This window comes from Massilia norwichensis, from assembly GCF_024753245.1.
In the GTDB taxonomy this organism is placed as follows: Bacteria; Pseudomonadota; Gammaproteobacteria; order Burkholderiales; family Burkholderiaceae_D; genus Telluria; species Telluria norwichensis.
This window is the reverse complement of the sequence record NZ_JANUGX010000004.1, coordinates 139,251-156,809: the sequence shown is the minus strand read 5'-3', so window position 1 is coordinate 156,809 and position 17,559 is coordinate 139,251. Positions and strand designations below refer to the sequence as shown.

Genomic DNA, 17,559 nt, shown 5'->3' with positions numbered 1-17,559 from the left:
CGCTCGAATGAGCGCCGTTGTCGTTTGGTGCGCCCGGCCTTGCGGGGCCAGGCCGGGATCAGCCTTCCAGCTGACCGCGCACGCGTGCGATGGCTTTGCGCACCTGGTTCGGCGCGGTGCCGCCCACGTGGTCGCGCGCGGCGACCGAACCTTCGAGCGTCAGCACCGCAAACACGTCCTGTTCGATCAGCGGCGAGAATGCCTGCAGGCGTTCTAGCGGCATCTCGGACAGGTCGCAGCCGGCCTCGTCGCAGGCACGCACCGCATGCGCCACGGCTTCGTGGGCATCGCGGAAGGGCAGGCCCTTCTTGACCAGGTAGTCGGCCAGGTCGGTCGCGGTCGCGTAACCCTGCAGGGCGGCGGCGCGCATGTTGTCGGCCTTGACGGTGATGCCGGCAGCCATGTCGGTGAAGATGCGCAGGGTGTCCAGCACCGTGTCGACGGTGTCGAACAGCGGTTCCTTGTCTTCCTGGTTGTCCTTGTTGTAGGCCAGCGGCTGGCCTTTCATCAAGGTCAGCAGACCCATCAGGTGCCCATAGACGCGGCCGGTCTTGCCGCGCGCCAGCTCCGGCACGTCCGGGTTCTTCTTCTGCGGCATGATCGAGGAGCCGGTGCAGAAGCGGTCGGCGATGTCGATGAAGCCGATACGCGGGCTCATCCAGGTCACCAGCTCTTCCGACATGCGCGAGATGTGCATCATCAAGACCGATGCGGCTGCCGTGAACTCGATCGCGAAGTCGCGATCAGACACAGCATCGAGCGAGTTGTGGCTGACGTCGTCGAAGCCCAGGGTCTTGGCCACGCGCAGGCGGTCGACCGGGAAGGTGGTGCCCGCCAGGGCGGCGGCACCCAGCGGCAGGCGGTTCACGCGGCGGCGCGTGTCCTGCATGCGCTCGGCATCGCGGCCGAACATCTCGACATAGGCCAGCAGATGGTGGCCGAAGGTCACCGGCTGCGCCACCTGCAGGTGCGTAAAGCCCGGCATGATCGTGTCCGCGTGCTGCTCCGCCAGATCGGTCAGGGCGCCGCGCAGTCCTTTCAGCAGGGCCAGGATGTCGTCGATGGCCGCGCGCATGTACAGGCGGATGTCGGTTGTCACCTGGTCGTTGCGGGAGCGGCCGGTATGCAGGCGCTTGCCGGCGTCGCCGACCAGTTCGGTCAGGCGCTTCTCGATGTTGAGGTGCACGTCCTCCAGATCGAGCAGCCACTCGAACTGGCCGGCCTCGATCTCGCTGCGGATCTGGGCCATGCCGCGCTCGATCTCGGCGCGGTCTTCGGCACTGATGATGCCTTGCGCGGCCAGCATCTCGGCGTGGGCCAGCGAGCCCTGGATGTCGAACAGGGCGAGGCGCTTGTCGAAGAAGACGGAGGCGGTATAGCGCTTGACGAGGTCGGAGACGGGTTCGGAGAAGCGGGCCGACCAGGCCTCGGCTTTTTTGGCGAATTGTTCGGTCATGATGGAGGAGGGTGTGGGGAGTTCCTTGAATCCCTGATTATAAACTGTGCACCGCGCTGCCTCCCAAAGCTGGAGCGATGACTTCGGGAATGAAATGCGGGATGATGTGCCTGTACTCATAACAACAAGGAGACGGGCATGAAACGTTGGACACTTGCGGCGGTGGCAATCGCCATTGCTGTCGGCGGCATTTATAGCGCCAAGGCGCAGATGACGGCGGTCGTTCCGGCGGCATTGGCGACCGCGGCAGCGGCCGTGGCGGCACCGGCATCGAAGGACCAGGCGCGTGCCGCCGACGTCGAGAGCGTCGACGGCATCGTCGCCGCGCTGTACGACGTGATTTCCGGTGCTGCGGGGCAGCCGCGCGACTGGGACCGCATGCGCTCGCTGTTCGCGCCCGAAGGCCGGCTAATGGCAGTCGGTGCCCGTCCCGAGGGCAGCTACGTGCTGCGCAGCATGAGCGTCGAGGACTATATTTCGCGCAACAGCAAGGCTTTCGCCACCATGGGCTTTTTCGAGAGGGAAGAAGCACGCACCACCGAAACCTTTGGCCAGATCGTGCACGTGTTCAGCACCTATGCGTCGCGCCATGCGGCCGGCGATGCCAAGCCTTTCCAGCGCGGCATCAACAGCATCCAGCTCTACCATGACGGCAAACGCTGGTGGATCGTGAACGTGCTGTGGCGCGCGGAGGATGAGCATCTAACATTGCCCGAGCGCTACCTGCGCAGTCACTAAAGCGGAGGGCAGCGCACGATTGGATGAATCGACCCCGGCGTCGAGAACGGCGCTAGAATTGGTTTTTTTATCAGATTTGCCGATCCACGCTGCCCATGATGCACACTACCAACGACTCAAGTTTCCAGGTAAGTACCGATCGCACGCGCCTGGATGTGCCGCTGATTTATCGCTTCCTCAGCGAAAACTCGACCTGGGCCGTGGGCATCTCGCGCAGCGTGGTCGAGAGTTCGATCGAAAACTCGCTGTGCTTCGGCGGCTTCCTCGACGGCCGCCAGGTTGCCTTTGCCCGCGTGGTCACCGACTACGCCACCTTTGCCCACCTGTGCGACGTCTTCGTGATTCCCGAATACCGTGGGCGCGGTTATGCCAAGCAGCTGATCCGCGTCGTCATGGAGCACCCCAGCCTGCAGGGTCTGCGCCGCTTCACGCTCAACACGAACGATTCGCACAGCCTGTACGAGCGCTTCGGTTTCACGCCGCCGCAACGCCCCGACAGCGTGATGGAGCGCTTCTCCCCGAACATTTATCTGACCTGACTCGGCGCAACACGGCGCCGTGCCTCTGCAATCAGGCTTACGATTGTTCCATCGGTCAATATTGGGAAGGGAGCCCATGTTCCGGATTGCACGCCGTGTCATCCTTCAGTGGCTGACGCTGCTGGCCTTTGCCAGCGTTCAGTTTGCCGCATCCGCCGCGCCCAATGCGGCAGCCTCGGGCGCACCCTCGGCCAAGGGCTCGCTGGTCATCATCGGCGGCAATCTGCGGCCGGGCAATGCCCCGGTCTGGGAGCGGATCCTGCAACTGGCCGGCGGCAAGGATGCGCGCATCGCCGTGTTCGCTTCCGCTGCCGGCTATCCCGAAAAATCCGGCAAGTTCCTGGTCGACCGCCTCAACAGCTATGGCGCCAAGGCCTTCTTCGTGCCGGTGGCCGTCAAGCTGGCCGGCAGCGATTATCACGCCGCGGCCGACGACCCGAAACTGGCCGAGCTGGTGCGTTCCGCCAACGGCGCCTTCTTCGCCGGCGGCGACCAGAGCCGCATCACCAGCGCCCTGCGCCACGAGGACGGCAGCAATACCCGCGTGCTCGATGCCCTGTGGGACATGTACCGCCGCGGCGGCGTGATCGCCGGCACCAGCGCCGGTGCCGCGATCATGAGCAGCACCATGTTCGGCCGTCCGCGCACGGTGCTGGCCACGCTCAAGCTGGGCGTCGAGGACGGCAAGGAAATCACGGATGGGCTCGGCTTCATCGGCGACGACGTTTTCGTCGACCAGCACCTGCTGGTGCGCGGCCGCTTCGCGCGCATGCTGCCGGCCATGCTGGCCAAGGGCTACAAGCTGGGCCTGGGCATCGACGAAGACACCGCCATGGTGGTGCTGCCCAACCGCGACGTCGAAGTGATCGGCTACAAGGGTGCGCTGGTACTCGACCTGGCCAACGCCAGCGCGCGCGAAGGCGCTTTCAACGTCAGCAACGTGCGCGTCAGCTACCTCGACAATGGCGACCGCTTCAACATCCTGACCCACGAATTCACGCCCTCCGAAGACAAGGCCGACGGCAAGCTCGATCCGTCGCGGCCCTACTACCGCGAGCCCCTGTTCAGCGCCGACATCCTCGGCAACAGCACGGTGGTCGACCTGATGAGCAAGCTGATCGACAGCGACCAGCCGGAAGCCATCGGCATCACCCTCGGCAGCCCGAACGGCGTCCAGCCCGACCTCGGTTTCGAATTCCGCTTTACCCGCGCGGCCGACAGCGTCGGCTATTCGTCGGCCGCGACCGACGCCTATTCGATCTACAACCTGCGGCTCGACATCCGGCCGATCCTGATCCGGCGCCCGCTGTACCAGTACAAGCAGCCTTAAACAATTGCATAAAAGAAAAGCCTGAGATAGATTAGTGTTCATTATCTATTCCGGGTTGCCTTGCCATGCATTTCGAAGTCCCCAAAGCCAAGACCTTCAAAGAATTCGGCGGTGAGTACCTGATGATCGTCATCAGTATCCTGACCGCGCTGGCGCTCGAGCAGGGCTTCGAAGCTTTGCACCATCGGCACCTGGCGCACGAAGCTGCGCAAAAGATGAATGCCGAGCTGCGCAGCACTGTCGCGGAAGTGGACAAGGCGCTGGAGAACAACGAGAAAAAGCGCCAGCAACTGCATCAGGTACGTGATCAATTGGGGGCCGGCTTGCGCGCGAAGACCAGCGATGCCGAGCTGATGAAGCGCTACGGACAGGAATGGGCGGAAATGATGCGACTCGACCTGGACACGCCGACCCTGCACCGGGAAGCCTGGGAAGCGGCTGTCGCCAACCAATCCGTTACCTGGCTACCGCGCGAAAAGCTGGAAAATTATGCCGGCGCCTACGGTGCAATCCGTGACACCAGCAACTTTGCCTACAACGGCGCGCTGATAGTGCTCGATATGCCGCGTCTGATGGATACTTTCAGCAACGCGCAGATGGGCACCGCGAATCCACAGGATATTTATCGACTGGTATCGCGGATGGCGGCTGCCTACGACAACCTCGACGACAACCTGAAATCGCTGAACAAGGTGCTGAAAAAGGTCATCGACGAAAACGACGATGCGCACGTCGCCAAATCGGGCAGCTGACGCTCAGCGGCAGTCGCCGATCTTCTTCAACAGCCGGTACTGCGCCTCGACCATCGGCGGATTCGGATCGTGCCCGGTGCGCGGCACCAGCACGAATTCCTTGTGCGGCGCCTGGATGAAGTCGAAGTAGCGTTTGCTCGGTGCCGGCATGGTCAGCAGATCCTCTTCTCCCTGCACCATGTAGACCGGCAGATCGAACTTCGGTCCCAGCTTGTACAGATCGATTTTCGAGGCGATGCCGTCGCCTTTCAGACCGACGAACTGCAGCCAGGAATAATCCTCGCCGGCCGTGTAGTCGGCCTCGTATTTTGCCGTGGCATACTCGGGCGAGAACACCCACCAGGCTTTCGGCGCCGGCTCGGTGCGCAGGGTCTCGTACTTGCGCATCACGCGGCGGATGATGCCGGGGTTGCGCGGATCGGTCCAGGGTGGCGGGCCGATGCCCTCCAGCTTGGCGATCGAATCGGCGTCCGCGGCGGCGCGCGCCAGCGCCAGCGTGGCCTCGTAGCTGCCGCGCTGGGAGAGCACTTCGTTCACCGCTTGCGAGCTGGAGACGAGGCCGCAGAACATCGCCGGGTTGGCTTTCGCCATGTGCACGCCCAGCACCGAGGACCAGGATCCGCCCATCAGAATCACCTTGCGCTTGCCGAAGCGCTTCGCCGCATAGCGCGCCACCTCGAGGCCATCGTCGCGCAGTTGCTCGAGCACCAGCGGCGTGTCTTCGGCGGGCGGATTGCGCGCATAGGTCATGCCGGCGCCGCGCTGGTCCCACTGGACGATGGTGAAATCCTTTTCCCAAGCCTTGTAGACATTGTCGGCCCAGGGCGTGGTCGGATTGCCCGGCCCGCCATGGACGAGCACCAGCACGGGGTTGGCGCAGCTGCTGCCCTTGATGCGCACCCATTGCTCGATGCCGCCGATGCGCACGTAGCCTTTTTCGTCGACGGCCTGGTTGGCGCTGGTACAGGTCTTGTCGGGCAACAGGCCGAAGACCGGTTCCTGCGCGTGCAGCGGCACGTGAGTGGACAGAACGAGGAGGGCTGCAAGGGGCAGGCGTGGCATCGTGGGCTCCGGTAGCAATGGCAACCATTTTTGCCTGAAATCCATTCCGGGTCATCCTGCGCTAAATGACAGGATGCGGGGTGCCAGGATTACAATGCAATGATTCTCAACCGCAAGGAAGAACATGTCTCCCGCTTCGAAACGCCTGCTTTCCGCACTGTTCACCATCGCCTGCAGCGCGGCAGGCGCCGCCGATCTCCAGCAACCCGCCACCGTCCGCCTCGACTACACCCACAGCGGTAATGCCCTGTCCGAACAGTACGCGATCGAACGCGTGCTGATCGAGCCGCTGCCCTGGCCGGGCGATTTGTCCCAGCCTTTCGACAACACGAACCGCGGCAATAACCGCCTGGAAGTGGCGGATGCGAAGACCGGCGACCTGCTGTACTCGCGCGACTTCTCGACCGTGTTCGGCGAATGGAAGACGACCGAGGAAGCGAACAAGCTCAGCCGCGGCTTTCACGAATCCGTGCGTTTTCCGAAGCCGGACCGTCCGGTTCGCGTGCGCATCCTCAAGCGCGACGAGCGCAATGCCTTCTCGGTGGCCTGGAGCGTCGAGGTCGATACGAATGCGCAGGAAGTCGTGCGCAGCCTGCCGCCGGCCCCCGCGCAGCCGATCGCCATCAAGGTGAGCGGACCCTCGCCGCAGAAGGTCGACCTGCTGATCCTCGGCGACGGCTATACCCGGAAGGACATGCCGAAGTTCGAGGCCGATGCGCGCCGCCTGACGAAGCACCTGTTCGAGGTGTCGCCGTTCAAGGAGCGGGCGAACGATTTCAACGTCTGGGCGATGGCGGTGCCGACCCAGGAATCGGGCATCACGCGGCCCTCGACCCGCGTGCACCATGCCTCGGCGCTGGGCACGCGCTACGACATCTTCGGCAGCGAGCGCTATGTGCTGACCCTCGACAACCGTGCGCTGCGCGACATCGCCCAGTACGCGCCCTACGAATTCATCGAGATCCTGGTCAACAACGATACTTATGGCGGCGGCGGCATCTTCGGCCAGTTCAGCACGGCGGCGGCGTCCAACGATTGGGCCAACTACCTGTTCGTGCACGAGTTCGGCCACCACTTTGCCGGCCTGGCCGACGAGTACTACACCTCGCCGGTGGCCTACCAGTCCAGTGCTGCGCGCATGGAGCCGTGGGAGCCGAACGTGACCGCGCTGCGCGACCCGGCCAGGCTGAAATGGAAGCAGCACGTGCATGCCGGCACGCCGCTGCCGACGCCCTGGCCGAAGGCCGAGTACGAAGCGTATTCGCGCGATTACCAGAAGCGGCGCGCGGCGCTGCGGGCGGCGAACCGCCCGGAATCGGAGATGAGCGCGCTGTTCAGGGAGGATCTGGCGCAATCGAACGCGTTGTTCGCGAAGGCCGCTTACCGCACGGCGATCGGCGCTTTCGAGGGCGCGAACTACGAAGCCAGCGGCTATTACCGCCCGGCCATGCAATGCATCATGTTCGACCGCAGCGAGCAGTTCTGCCCGGTGTGCCAGGACGGCATCGGCGAGATCATCGATTTGTACGCGCGTCCAGCCAGGTAGTGTGCGTAGGCGAACAGATGGCGGGAACGCTGGCTCCTATGCTCCTTGCTTAACCAAAGCAATAGGAACCATCATGAACAAGATCCTCGCCACCCTCATCGGCGGCCTTTTGGCGGTCTCCGCCCAGGCCCAGACCCAGCAGCACACCACCCAGGCCAAGCCCCAGCCGCGCGAACAGGCCGGCAGCAGCGCCAATTCGGCGCCGATCGGCCAGGCGGTGTCGGGTCATAACTCGACCGCGGCCGGCGTCTCCGGCACCGGTCTGCACACCGACGGCAGCGCCACCACCGGCACCGCGCACAGTGCCACCGGCCAGCAGGCCGCCGGCGTGAACAGCGCCGGCCAGGTGACCGGCAAGAGCACCGCCGTGGTCGGCGTCGATCCGCAGAAGGCGGACAACGTCAACGCCCAGGCAACCAACACGACGGCGCCGAACAACACCGCGGCAGATGCGAAGGCCACCGGCGGTCGCGGCAAGGCCGGCACCAAGGCCGAGCGGGAAGTCCGCAAGTCGAACACGACCAAGGTCAAGGAGCCGGTCGGTGCCCGCCTGAAGACCGAGAGCTCGGTCGAGGCCGGCATTGAGCAGCGCGCCAAGGCCAAGGAAAAATCGGATCGCAAGGCGGCCAACCGTGCCGCCGGCGGCGACACCGAAAACCGCTGAAAACATTTGTCACAACTTTAACAAGTCATCCTCAGGCTAAGTGCGCTGGCGTACAGAGTCAATACAGCCTGAGGGCCTATTCTGGTCACTCGAAATTAATAAAAAGTTATGGCGCAACAGCGTCGTCTCACCATATACGGAATAGGAGAACTACCATGAACAAACTGCTCGCCACCCTGATCGCCGGCCTGTTCGCCACCTCGGTGTACGCCCAGACCCAAGCCCAGAGCACCACCTCGACCGGTGCCCCGACCACCAGCACCGCCACCGGCATGACCCCGGCAGCAGGCAGCCAGACCGGCGTGACCCCGGCCGCCGGCACCACCGTGGTCGGCACCACCTCGTCGGCCCAGGGCACCAGCACCGGTACGTCGGGAATGAGTGGCACCACCGCCGCATCGACCGGCAACGCCGATGCCGACAAGGACATCGCCAAGGCCAACCAGAAGGAAGCCAAGGAAATCGCCAAGCAGGACGAGAAGATCTCGAAGGCTACGCAGCAGGCCAACGAGAAAAAGGCCAAGGCCCAGCAAAAGGCCGACAAGAAGATCGCCGACGCCAATGAGAAGGTGATGAAGGCCGATCCGGAAGACAAGGCCAAGGCATCGGCCAAGGCCGAGAAGAAAATCGCCGAAGCCCATGCCGATGCGCACGAGACCATGATCAAGGCCGATGAGAAGGCCCAGAAGAAGATCGTGGACGCCAACGCCGACAAAGCCAAGGCACAGAACAAGGCTGCCGAGAAGACCGGCAAGGCTGTGGCTGAGGCGCACAAGGACGCTGCCAAGTAATCCGAGGGAGCGTGGGCACGGGGTGCCCACCCTACGAAAACGGACCCTTTTGGGTCCGTTTTCGTATTGTTAGCCTAAAAACCGTCATCCCCGCGCAGGCGGGGATCCATACTGAGTGCCCGAAGTCTTCAATGTAGCGAATCCTGCAGCTCAGCATGGGTCCCCGCCTTCGCGGGGACGACGCCTCAGGTGGCGTCGCGCATCGCCAGATCCTTCGCCTTCAGCTTGGCCGACAGCGGCTTGCCCTTGCGCGCCCGCTTGCCGTAGTGCGGTTCCAGGCCGACGCCGAACAGCTCCACGGTGCGCGGCTTGTCGCCGGCCCAGGTGCCGCTGACGTTCACGCCCTTCGGGCTGATCGGCTGGGCAGCCAGCAGGGTTTCCTTCGGCTCCAGCTCCATCAGCGTCACGCCGCGGCCGCCGTTGGTCAGCGTCTTCATCTCGTCGATGCCGAACACCAGCACGCGGCCCTTCTCCGACAGGCAGGCCACGGCGCCGGCATTGTCCGCTACCACGCGCGGGGCCAGCGGCACGGCGCCTTCGTCGAGCGTGATGAAGGACTTGCCGCCCTTCAGGCGGGTCGCCATGTCGCCGGCCTTGGCGATGAAGCCGAAGCCGGTCGAGGTCGACAGCAGCAGGCGCGTCTCGGCATTGCCCGCGAAGTAGTAGAGAATGCGGCCGCCGCCCGACAGGTCGACCAGGGTCGAGATCGGCACACCATCGCCGCGCGAACCCGGCAGCGCGGCCACCGGCACGGAGTAGGCCTTGCCGTTGTCGCCGATGCACAGCAGGTTATCGACGGTGCGGCATTCGAAGGCGTAGCCGAGCGAATCGCCGGCCTTGAAGGTGAATTGCGCCTTGTCGTGGCCGATGCCGGTACGCGCACGCACCCAGCCCTTTTCGGAGACGATCACGGTGACCGGCTCGTCGACGATCTTCTGCTCCAGCACGGCCTTCTGCGCCTCTTCGATCAGGGTGCGGCGGTCGTCGCCGTACTGCTTCGCATCCGCTTCGATCTCGCGGATGATCAGGCGCTTCATGCTCGACGGATTCTCGAGGATGTCTTCCAGCTTTTCCTTCTCGCTGCGCAGCTCGGCCAGCTCCTGCTGGATCTTGATCGCTTCCAGGCGCGCCAGCTGGCGCAGGCGGATCTCGAGGATGTCTTCGGCCTGGCGGTCCGACAGGCGGAAACGCTCGATCAGCGCGGCCTTCGGCTCGTCCGAATTACGGATGATGGCGATGACTTCGTCGATGTTCAGCAGGACGGTCTCGCGGCCTTCCAGGATGTGGATGCGGTCGTTGACCTTGCCCAGCCTGAATTCGGTACGGCGGCGCACCGTCACGAAGCGGTAATCGATCCACTCCTGCAGGATCTCGGTCAGGCCCTTCTGGCGCGGACGGCCATCGCCGCCGATCATCACCAGGTTGATCGGGGCCGAGGTCTCGAGCGAGGTATGGGCGAGCAGCATCAGCATGAACTCGGCCTGGTCCTGGTTCTTCGACTTCGGCTCGAACACCAGGCGCACCGGGGCGTCGCGGCCGGATTCGTCGCGCACCGCGTCGAGCGCGCCGAGGATGGTCTGCTTCAGCGCCAGCTGCTCGGGCAGCAGGGTCTTCTTGCCGGCCTTGACCTTCGGGTTGGTCAGTTCTTCGATCTCTTCCAGCACGCGCTGCGACGAGCAGCCCGGCGGCAGTTCGGTGACCACCGCCTGCCACTGGCCGCGCGCCAGTTCTTCGATCTTCCAGCGCGCGCGCACCTTCATCGAGCCGCGGCCGGTGGCGTACATGTCGGCGATGTTCGAAGCCGGGGTGATGATCTGGCCGCCGCCCGGGTAGTCCGGACCCGGCATCAGGGTCATCAGCTCGGCATGGGTGATCTTCGGATTGCGGATCATCGCCACCGCCGCCTGCGCCACTTCACGCAGGTTGTGCGAGGGGATCTCGGTGGCCAGGCCGACCGCGATGCCGGAGGCGCCGTTCAGCAGCACCATCGGCAGGCGCGCCGGCAGGGTGCGCGGTTCCTCGACCGAGCCGTCGTAGTTCGGCTGGAAGTCGACCGTGCCCATGTCGATTTCGTCCATCAGCACGCGCGCCATCGGCGTCAGGCGGGCTTCGGTATAACGCATCGCGGCGGCGCCGTCGCCGTCGCGCGAGCCGAAGTTGCCCTGGCCGTCGATCAGCGGGTAGCGCAGCGAGAAGTCCTGGGCCATGCGCACCAGGGCGTCGTACACGGACTGGTCGCCGTGCGGGTGGAGTTTACCGAGCACGTCGCCGACCACGGCCGCGGATTTGCGCGGCTTGGCGGTCGGGCCCAGGCCCAGTTCGTGCATCGCGTACAGAATGCGGCGCTGCACCGGCTTCTGGCCGTCGGACACGTCCGGCAGCGCGCGGCCTTTCACGACCGAGACCGCGTAGTCCAGGTAGGCGCGCTCGGCGAAGGTGGAGAGGGTGAGGGTTTCGGCGTCGTCACCGGTGCCGCCGTTGTCGCCGCCACCGGGCGGGTTCATTTGTTCGAAGAGGCTTGCTTGGCTCATGTTCTATCTATTCGTATTCGGTTCGTGGGCTCGGGGAGCCCACCCTACATGCGCATCAAATATCCGCTTCCGTCTCGTTGCCGTGCTCTTCCAGCCATGCGCGGCGGGCGGCGGCTTCGCCTTTACCCATCAGCATGTTGAAGCGCGCCGACGATTCGGCCAGGTTGTAGTCGCCGAAGGACACCGGCAGCAGGCGGCGGGTGTCCGGGTTCATCGTGGTTTCCCACAGCTGTTCGGCGTTCATCTCGCCCAGGCCCTTGAAGCGGGAGATGCTCCACACGCCTTCCTTCAGGCCTTCCTTTTTCAGCTTGTCCTCGATCGCCAGCAGTTCGCCGTCGTCCAGCGCGTACAGCTTCTGGATCGGCTTCTTGCCGCGCGCCGGCACGTCGACGCGATACAGCGGCGGACGCGCGATGCACACGTGGCCATTGCGGAACAGGGCAGGGAAGTGCTTGAAGAACAGGGTCAGCAGCAGGACCTGGATGTGCGAGCCGTCGACGTCCGCATCGGACAGGATGCAGATCTTGCCGTAGCGCAGGCCGGACAGGTCAGGGTTGTCGTCCGCGCTGTGCGGATCGACGCCGATCGCCACCGCGATGTCGTGGATCTCGTTGTTGGCGAACAGGCGGTCGCGGTCGGTTTCCCAGGTGTTCAGCACCTTGCCGCGCAGCGGCAGGATGGCCTGGAATTCCTTGTCGCGGCCCATCTTCGCCGAACCGCCGGCCGAGTCGCCCTCGACCAGGAACAGTTCGTTGCGGGTGATGTCGGTCGATTCGCAATCGGTGAGCTTACCCGGCAGGACGGCCACGCCCGAGGATTTCTTCTTCTCGACCTTCTGCAGCGAACGCAGACGGGATTGCGCCTGCTTGATGACCAGTTCGGCCAGCTTCTTGCCGTAGTCGACGTGTTGGTTCAGCCACAGTTCGAGCGGCGGCTTGGTGAAGGTCGAGACCAGTTTGACGGCGTCGCGCGAGTTCAGGCGCTCCTTGGTCTGGCCCTGGAATTGCGGGTCCAGCACCTTGGCCGACAGCACGAACGAGACGCGCGCGAACACGTCTTCCGGCAGCAGCTTGACGCCCTTCGGCAGCAGCGAGTGCATCTCGACGAAGTTCTTCACCGCGCCGAACAGACCGTCGCGCAGGCCGGATTCGTGGGTACCGCCGCTCGGGGTCGGGATCAGGTTGACGTAGGATTCGCGCACCACGGCGCCTTCCTCGGTCCAGGCCACGACCCAGGCCGCGCCTTCGCCTTCCGCGAAGCCCTCGTCGCCGGCGGCCGCGTATTGCGCGCCTTCGAACAGCGGGATCACGGTCTGGCCCTGGCCCACGGTGTTGGCCAGCGCTTCGGTCAGGTAGCCGCGCAGGCCTTCGTCGTAGCGCCAGGTCTGCACATCGCCGGTCTTGGCGTTGGTGAGTGTGACGGTCACGCCCGGCAGCAGCACGGCCTTCGAGCGCAGCAGGCGCTGCAGCTCGGCCATCGGGATGTTCGGGGAGTCGAAGTACTTGCCGTCCGGCCAGGCGGTGACGCGGGTGCCGTTCTTCTTGCCGCCGCGCTCAGGCGGGGCGGAGGTCAGGGGCTCGACCACGTCGCCGGCTTCGAAAGCCAGGTTGTGCACGCCGTTGCCTTGCTCGTCCTTGCGCCAGACGGTGATTTCGAGGCGCTTCGACAGCGCATTGGTGACGGACACGCCGACGCCGTGCAGGCCGCCCGAGAACGCGTAGGCGCCGCCCGAGCCCTTGTCGAACTTGCCGCCCGCGTGCAGGCGGGTGAAGACGATCTCGACGGTCGAGACGCCTTCCTCGGGGTGGATGCCGACCGGGATGCCGCGGCCGTCGTCTTCGACCGTGATCGAGCCGTCGCCGTTCATCGTCACGGCGATGTTCTTGCAGTGACCACCCAGCGCCTCGTCCGAGGCGTTGTCGATCACTTCCTGAATGATGTGCAGCGGGTTCTCGGTGCGGGTATACATGCCCGGACGCTGCTTGACGGGCTCCAGTCCCTTCAGGACCCGGATGGATGATTCGCTGTAGTCGGTTGCAGTTTTCTTGGTGGCCATGCTGAATTATGTGTGTCGAATGCCTGCGCATTCTATCTTGTCGCGCAGCAATAGGGACGCCGAACGCGGCGTCAAAAGGCGCCAGTGTCCGTGCTTACGCGGTTTTTGGGAAGAGGAACCGGTACGACACTGTATGGAAATACAGTATTTTTGCCTGTAAAGCCCGAGTTGGCAAGTCCTGAATCGCGAGAATCTGTAACCGCGAATCGTGCGCGGCTATGGCAGGGCTATAGTTATTTCATGGCAGAGGACAATGATAATCGTGAAACCGGCGGGCCGCCGCGTGTGCCGGACCGGCGCGCCACCGGGGGTTCGTCGCAGTATCTCCGGCATGGCGACACGCCGCTGGCACTGGCCGGGCGCGTGCTGCGTTCGCGCTGGCGCGCCCTGAGCGACCGCCTGGGCCGCGACTTCATGCGGCGCACGCTGCGCATCGGCGTATCGGCCCGCATCTACCATCCCGAACCGGGCGCATCTGGTCTTTTCAGCAAGAACCTGCAATACCTCGAAGAGTCGATCGCCCAGTGGGTGATGTCGCGCGACGTGCTGGTCTTCATGGTGCCGACCGTGAATACGAGCGGGCATTTCCATCCTAGCAATATCACCTTGCGCCATTACGCGCGCCACCTGGACGGCCTGGTGCTGCAGGGCGGCGCCGACGTCTCGCCGATGACGTATTCCGAAACCCCGGCACGGCCGGAGTGGGGCGGCGACCGCGCGCGCGACGTCTACGAACTGGAACTGCTGCACGAGTTCATCGACGCCGGCAAGCCGGTGCTGGGCATCTGCCGCGGCTGCCAGTTGCTGAACGTGGCTTTCGGCGGCACCCTGTACCAGGACGTGGCCACCAACCTGCCGGGCTCCCAGCCGCACGTGCACGAGGATTACGACGCGCACCGTCATGCCATCGTCTTCCCGCAGGGTTCCTCGCTGGGCAAGATGTTCCCCGACCAGAAGCGGCCGATCGTGAATTCCATCCACCACCAGGCCGTCAAGGACCTGGGCCGCGACATCCACGTCGAGGCGATGTCGGACCCGGACGGCATCGTCGAAGCGATCCGCTACCAGCGCGCGCCCTTCGTGATGGGGCTGCAGTGGCATCCGGAGTTCCACCGGGCCAAGGGCACCGAGCTGCTGGATTGCACGCCGGTGCTGGATGAGTTCCTGCGGGCGGCGCGCGAAACACGTCTCTAATCTCCTGTCTTTAACCGGCAGTCTTGTAAATATATAACCTAGAGGTATTGCGCCTAGGTATTAATTCATCGTTCCCGTATTATTTTGGTAATAAACTGGTATTTGAATAGTCATACCCGTTCACTACCAGTTGCATTGTCAGCCATAGATACGAGGATAGAGATGATTCAAGTAAATAGAAAACCGATGGCGCTTGCCATCTCGGCGGTAATCTGGTCCCTGGGTTCGGGGATGACTGGCAATGCAGTAGCCCAGGAAGGGCCCACGACCGGCGCCGAGGCGGCGCAGCCGGAGATGCAGGTGGTGGCCGTGACCGGCATCCGCGCCTCCATGCAGAAATCGCTGGACACGCGAAAGAATGCCGGCGCCAGCATCGAGGTCGTCTCCGCCGAGGACATCGGCAAGATGCCGGACAAGAACATCGCCGATGCCGTGCAGCGTCTGCCCGGCGTCAACATCGGCGCCACCTCGGCCGGCCAGTTCGACGAAGCCGAGCGCGTTTCCCTGCGCGGCACGGCGCCGAGCCAGACCCTGACCACGCTCAACGGCCACGCCGTGAGCAGCGGCGACTGGCACGTGGCCGACCAGACCGGCAGCGGCCGCAGCGTCGGCTTCGCCCTGCTGCCCTCGGAACTGGTCAGCCAGGTCATCGTTTATAAATCCTCCCAGGCCGACATCGTCGAAGGCGGCCTGATCGGCACCGTGGACATCATTTCGCGCCGTCCGCTCGATTTCAAGAAGCCCTTGACGATCGAGGCTGCGGTGGGCGCCGTGTACGCCGACCTGCCGGGCAAGACCAAGCCGCAGTTCAGCGCCCTGGTCAACTGGAAGAACGAGGCCGGCACGCTGGGCGTGATGGCCCAGGGCTTCATGGAAAAACGCGCGATCCGCCGCGATTCCCAGGAACACCTCGACTGGCGCACGATCTCGCCGACCAGCACGCTGGCAAAGAACCATCCTGACCTGGCCAATGTCGCCTACAGCGGCCTGATCGGCTCGTCCCTGTTCGACGGCGTGCGCGAGCGCAAGGGCGGCATGCTGGCGCTGGAAGCCAAGCCGAACCGCGATTTGACCCTCGGCGTGACCGGCATGGTTGCGGCGCTCAATGCGACCAACTACAACCGCAACCACATGGCCGACTTCTCGGATGCGATCGGCAATGGCAACGGGGTGCAGGATTTCCAGTACAGCCTGTCGCCGAGCGGCCGCACCATCACCCACCTGGTGCTGCCGAGCCAGGGCCCGCGCGTCGACGGCTCGACCCCGCCCTCGGAGGCGGTGGAAAGCTATGTGCGCGACGGCGCCCGCTCGACCAGCGCCTTCCTCGACCTGAACGCCAAGTACCGCGTGACGGACGACCTCGACATGAAGGCCCAGTTCGGCTACACGAAGGGCGAAGGCAAGACGCCGAAGCAGAATTCGCTGGAAGTGAACGTCTACAACAGCTCGGTGGCCTATAACCTGTACGGCATGGGCCACGCCGCCGACGTCTCCTACGGTTCGCTCGACACGTCCGACTACAACAACCCGAACCTGTTCCTGAACGGCGCCGGCGGCAGCAGCATCAACACCCTCGACAAGGAAGCCAACGGCCAGCTGGACTTCACCTGGCGCATCGCGGCCGGCCCATTCAACCGCGTCAAGTTCGGCGCCCGCTATTCGAGCCACACGCGCGAACTGAAGCAGATCGCCCCTTCGCTGCTGACCGACACCCTGCCGGTCTGGGACGGCTCGATCTACCCGTCAGACTTCGCCAGCAATCTCGGCGGCGACTTCCCGCGCAATGGCTGGTTCATCGATCCGGCCACCCTGCAGCAATGGAAAGACGCCAACGTCGACGCCGATCCTCTGCGCCGCGAACTGCTGCGCTCGGAGTTCAAGCTGACCGAGAAGAACGCCGCCGCCTACGTCATGACCGAGTTCGAACAGGACCGGCTGTCGGGTAACGTCGGCCTGCGCGCGGTCAGGACCAAGGAAGAGCCGCGCGTCAATGTGCCGGTCGGCAGCACAGTCTGCCCGGCGCTGCAAGCCTGCCCATCGGTGCCGGGCGCGATCACCACCTCGGCCTATGGCACCTACTACCAGTCGACGATCGAGCACAGCTACACCAACGTGCTGCCGAGCCTGAACCTGCGCTACGAATTCGAGCGCGGCATGCTGGGCCGCCTGGCGCTCAACCGCACCATGGCGCGCCCGGACTACGGCGACCTGGCCGGCGCGATCAGCAACGTCGACAACCTGACCCACCGCGCCACCGGCGGCAACCCGAACCTGAAGCCGACCACCTCGGACAACATCGACCTGTCGCTGTCCTGGTATTTCGCGCCGCGCGCGCTGCTGTCGGCCGGCGTGTTCTATTCGAAGCTGCACGATTACGTGACCTTCGGCGAGACCCAGGTATCGCTGTTCAACACCACCACCGGCAAGGACGACATCTACACCGTGACCTCGCCGGCCGCCACCTCGGCGCGCGTGAAGGGCCTGGAACTGGCCTACGAACAGCCGATCGGCGCCGGCTTCGGCTTCAACGCCAACTACACTTACGCCGACTCGAAGGATGCCTCGGGCGCGCGCATGCGCGGCCAGTCCAAGCACACCTATAACATGGGCGCGTACTACGAGAACGACAGGTTCAGCGCCAGGATCGCCTACAACGGCCGCTCGGACTACATCATCGGCATGAACCAGGCCGGCCCGACCCTGCAGAACGCGCCGTTCAAGACCCTGTCGGCTTCGCTCCAGTACAAGCTGACCGAGAACCTGTCGGTGTCGCTCGACGGCCTGAACCTGAACAACCCGATCAGCAAGGCCTACGCCTTCAACGAAGAGCAGCCGAAGGCCTTCCGCGAGAACGGCCGCCAGTTCTACCTCAACCTGCGCATGAAGTACTGATCGACCCG

13 protein-coding genes are annotated in these 17,559 nt (G+C 64.4%); 9 read left to right on the top strand and 4 right to left on the bottom strand.

Annotation, left to right across the window (positions count from 1 at the left end):
- Positions 1 to 58: 58 nt before the first annotated feature.
- The gene (gene argH / locus NX782_RS05265) at positions 59 to 1,456 is read right to left on the bottom strand and encodes an argininosuccinate lyase (RefSeq protein WP_258844362.1); all 1,398 of its coding nucleotides are present in this window, start codon (positions 1,454 to 1,456) and stop codon (positions 59 to 61) included.
- Positions 1,457 to 1,594: 138 nt separating this feature from the next.
- Here argH and NX782_RS05260 point away from each other — a divergent pair, with 138 nt between their 5' ends.
- The 4 genes from NX782_RS05260 (at position 1,595) to NX782_RS05245 (ending at position 4,815) form a co-directional block, all read left to right on the top strand.
- Positions 1,595 to 2,194, top strand: a complete 600-nt coding sequence (locus NX782_RS05260; protein WP_258844361.1) for a hypothetical protein — start codon at positions 1,595 to 1,597, stop codon at positions 2,192 to 2,194.
- Positions 2,195 to 2,292: 98 nt separating this feature from the next.
- Positions 2,293 to 2,733, top strand: coding sequence for a GNAT family N-acetyltransferase (locus NX782_RS05255; protein WP_258844478.1), 441 nt, complete (start codon positions 2,293 to 2,295; stop codon positions 2,731 to 2,733).
- A gap of 76 nt (positions 2,734 to 2,809) precedes the next feature.
- Entirely contained in the window at positions 2,810 to 4,063 is a 1,254-nt protein-coding gene (locus NX782_RS05250) for a cyanophycinase (RefSeq protein WP_258844360.1), read from the top strand.
- Between the two features lie 65 nt (positions 4,064 to 4,128).
- Complete coding sequence (locus NX782_RS05245; RefSeq protein ID WP_258844359.1) at positions 4,129 to 4,815, top strand: hypothetical protein; 687 nt, start codon at positions 4,129 to 4,131, stop codon at positions 4,813 to 4,815.
- A gap of 3 nt (positions 4,816 to 4,818) precedes the next feature.
- On the opposite strand, the gene NX782_RS05240 is transcribed toward NX782_RS05245, so the two are convergent.
- Positions 4,819 to 5,877, bottom strand: coding sequence for an alpha/beta fold hydrolase (locus NX782_RS05240; protein WP_258844358.1), 1,059 nt, complete (start codon positions 5,875 to 5,877; stop codon positions 4,819 to 4,821).
- Between the two features lie 124 nt (positions 5,878 to 6,001).
- Between NX782_RS05240 and NX782_RS05235 the strand changes: the two genes are divergently transcribed.
- The 3 genes from NX782_RS05235 to NX782_RS05225 all read left to right on the top strand — a co-directional run bounded on the left by NX782_RS05235 (position 6,002) and on the right by NX782_RS05225 (position 8,878).
- The gene (locus NX782_RS05235; protein ID WP_258844357.1) at positions 6,002 to 7,423 is read left to right on the top strand and encodes an IgA Peptidase M64; all 1,422 of its coding nucleotides are present in this window, start codon (positions 6,002 to 6,004) and stop codon (positions 7,421 to 7,423) included.
- A gap of 73 nt (positions 7,424 to 7,496) precedes the next feature.
- Positions 7,497 to 8,087 (top strand): hypothetical protein, encoded by a 591-nt coding sequence (locus NX782_RS05230; RefSeq protein WP_258844356.1) that lies wholly within the window; start codon positions 7,497 to 7,499, stop codon positions 8,085 to 8,087.
- A 155-nt stretch (positions 8,088 to 8,242) separates the two neighbouring features.
- Entirely contained in the window at positions 8,243 to 8,878 is a 636-nt protein-coding gene (locus tag NX782_RS05225) for a hypothetical protein (protein WP_258844355.1), read from the top strand.
- A gap of 185 nt (positions 8,879 to 9,063) precedes the next feature.
- Here the strand turns inward: NX782_RS05225 and parC are convergent, their stop codons facing one another.
- Both parC and NX782_RS05215 read right to left on the bottom strand, forming a co-directional pair.
- Positions 9,064 to 11,409 (bottom strand): DNA topoisomerase IV subunit A, encoded by a 2,346-nt coding sequence (gene parC, locus NX782_RS05220; RefSeq protein ID WP_370661765.1) that lies wholly within the window; start codon positions 11,407 to 11,409, stop codon positions 9,064 to 9,066.
- Positions 11,410 to 11,464: 55 nt separating this feature from the next.
- Positions 11,465 to 13,465, bottom strand: a complete 2,001-nt coding sequence (locus NX782_RS05215) for a DNA topoisomerase IV subunit B (RefSeq protein WP_258844354.1) — start codon at positions 13,463 to 13,465, stop codon at positions 11,465 to 11,467.
- 240 nt (positions 13,466 to 13,705) lie between these two features.
- Between NX782_RS05215 and NX782_RS05210 the strand changes: the two genes are divergently transcribed.
- Complete coding sequence (locus NX782_RS05210; protein ID WP_258844353.1) at positions 13,706 to 14,659, top strand: gamma-glutamyl-gamma-aminobutyrate hydrolase family protein; 954 nt, start codon at positions 13,706 to 13,708, stop codon at positions 14,657 to 14,659.
- Positions 14,660 to 14,890: 231 nt separating this feature from the next.
- Positions 14,891 to 17,551: a TonB-dependent receptor gene (locus tag NX782_RS05205; RefSeq protein WP_258844352.1), complete on the top strand. Its 2,661-nt coding sequence runs from the start codon at positions 14,891 to 14,893 to the stop codon at positions 17,549 to 17,551.
- Positions 17,552 to 17,559 lie beyond the last annotated feature (8 nt).

Coding starts and splice junctions, on each gene's coding strand:
- argH (WP_258844362.1), bottom strand. CDS start 1,456: ATGACCGAACAATTCGCCAAAAAAGCCGAGGCCTGGTCGGCCCGCTTC.
- NX782_RS05260 (WP_258844361.1), top strand. CDS start 1,595: ATGAAACGTTGGACACTTGCGGCGGTGGCAATCGCCATTGCTGTCGGC.
- NX782_RS05255 (WP_258844478.1), top strand. CDS start 2,293: ATGCACACTACCAACGACTCAAGTTTCCAGGTAAGTACCGATCGCACG.
- NX782_RS05250 (WP_258844360.1), top strand. CDS start 2,810: ATGTTCCGGATTGCACGCCGTGTCATCCTTCAGTGGCTGACGCTGCTG.
- NX782_RS05245 (WP_258844359.1), top strand. CDS start 4,129: ATGCATTTCGAAGTCCCCAAAGCCAAGACCTTCAAAGAATTCGGCGGT.
- NX782_RS05240 (WP_258844358.1), bottom strand. CDS start 5,877: ATGCCACGCCTGCCCCTTGCAGCCCTCCTCGTTCTGTCCACTCACGTG.
- NX782_RS05235 (WP_258844357.1), top strand. CDS start 6,002: ATGTCTCCCGCTTCGAAACGCCTGCTTTCCGCACTGTTCACCATCGCC.
- NX782_RS05230 (WP_258844356.1), top strand. CDS start 7,497: ATGAACAAGATCCTCGCCACCCTCATCGGCGGCCTTTTGGCGGTCTCC.
- NX782_RS05225 (WP_258844355.1), top strand. CDS start 8,243: ATGAACAAACTGCTCGCCACCCTGATCGCCGGCCTGTTCGCCACCTCG.
- parC (WP_370661765.1), bottom strand. CDS start 11,409: ATGAGCCAAGCAAGCCTCTTCGAACAAATGAACCCGCCCGGTGGCGGC.
- NX782_RS05215 (WP_258844354.1), bottom strand. CDS start 13,465: ATGGCCACCAAGAAAACTGCAACCGACTACAGCGAATCATCCATCCGG.
- NX782_RS05210 (WP_258844353.1), top strand. CDS start 13,706: ATGGCAGAGGACAATGATAATCGTGAAACCGGCGGGCCGCCGCGTGTG.
- NX782_RS05205 (WP_258844352.1), top strand. CDS start 14,891: ATGACTGGCAATGCAGTAGCCCAGGAAGGGCCCACGACCGGCGCCGAG.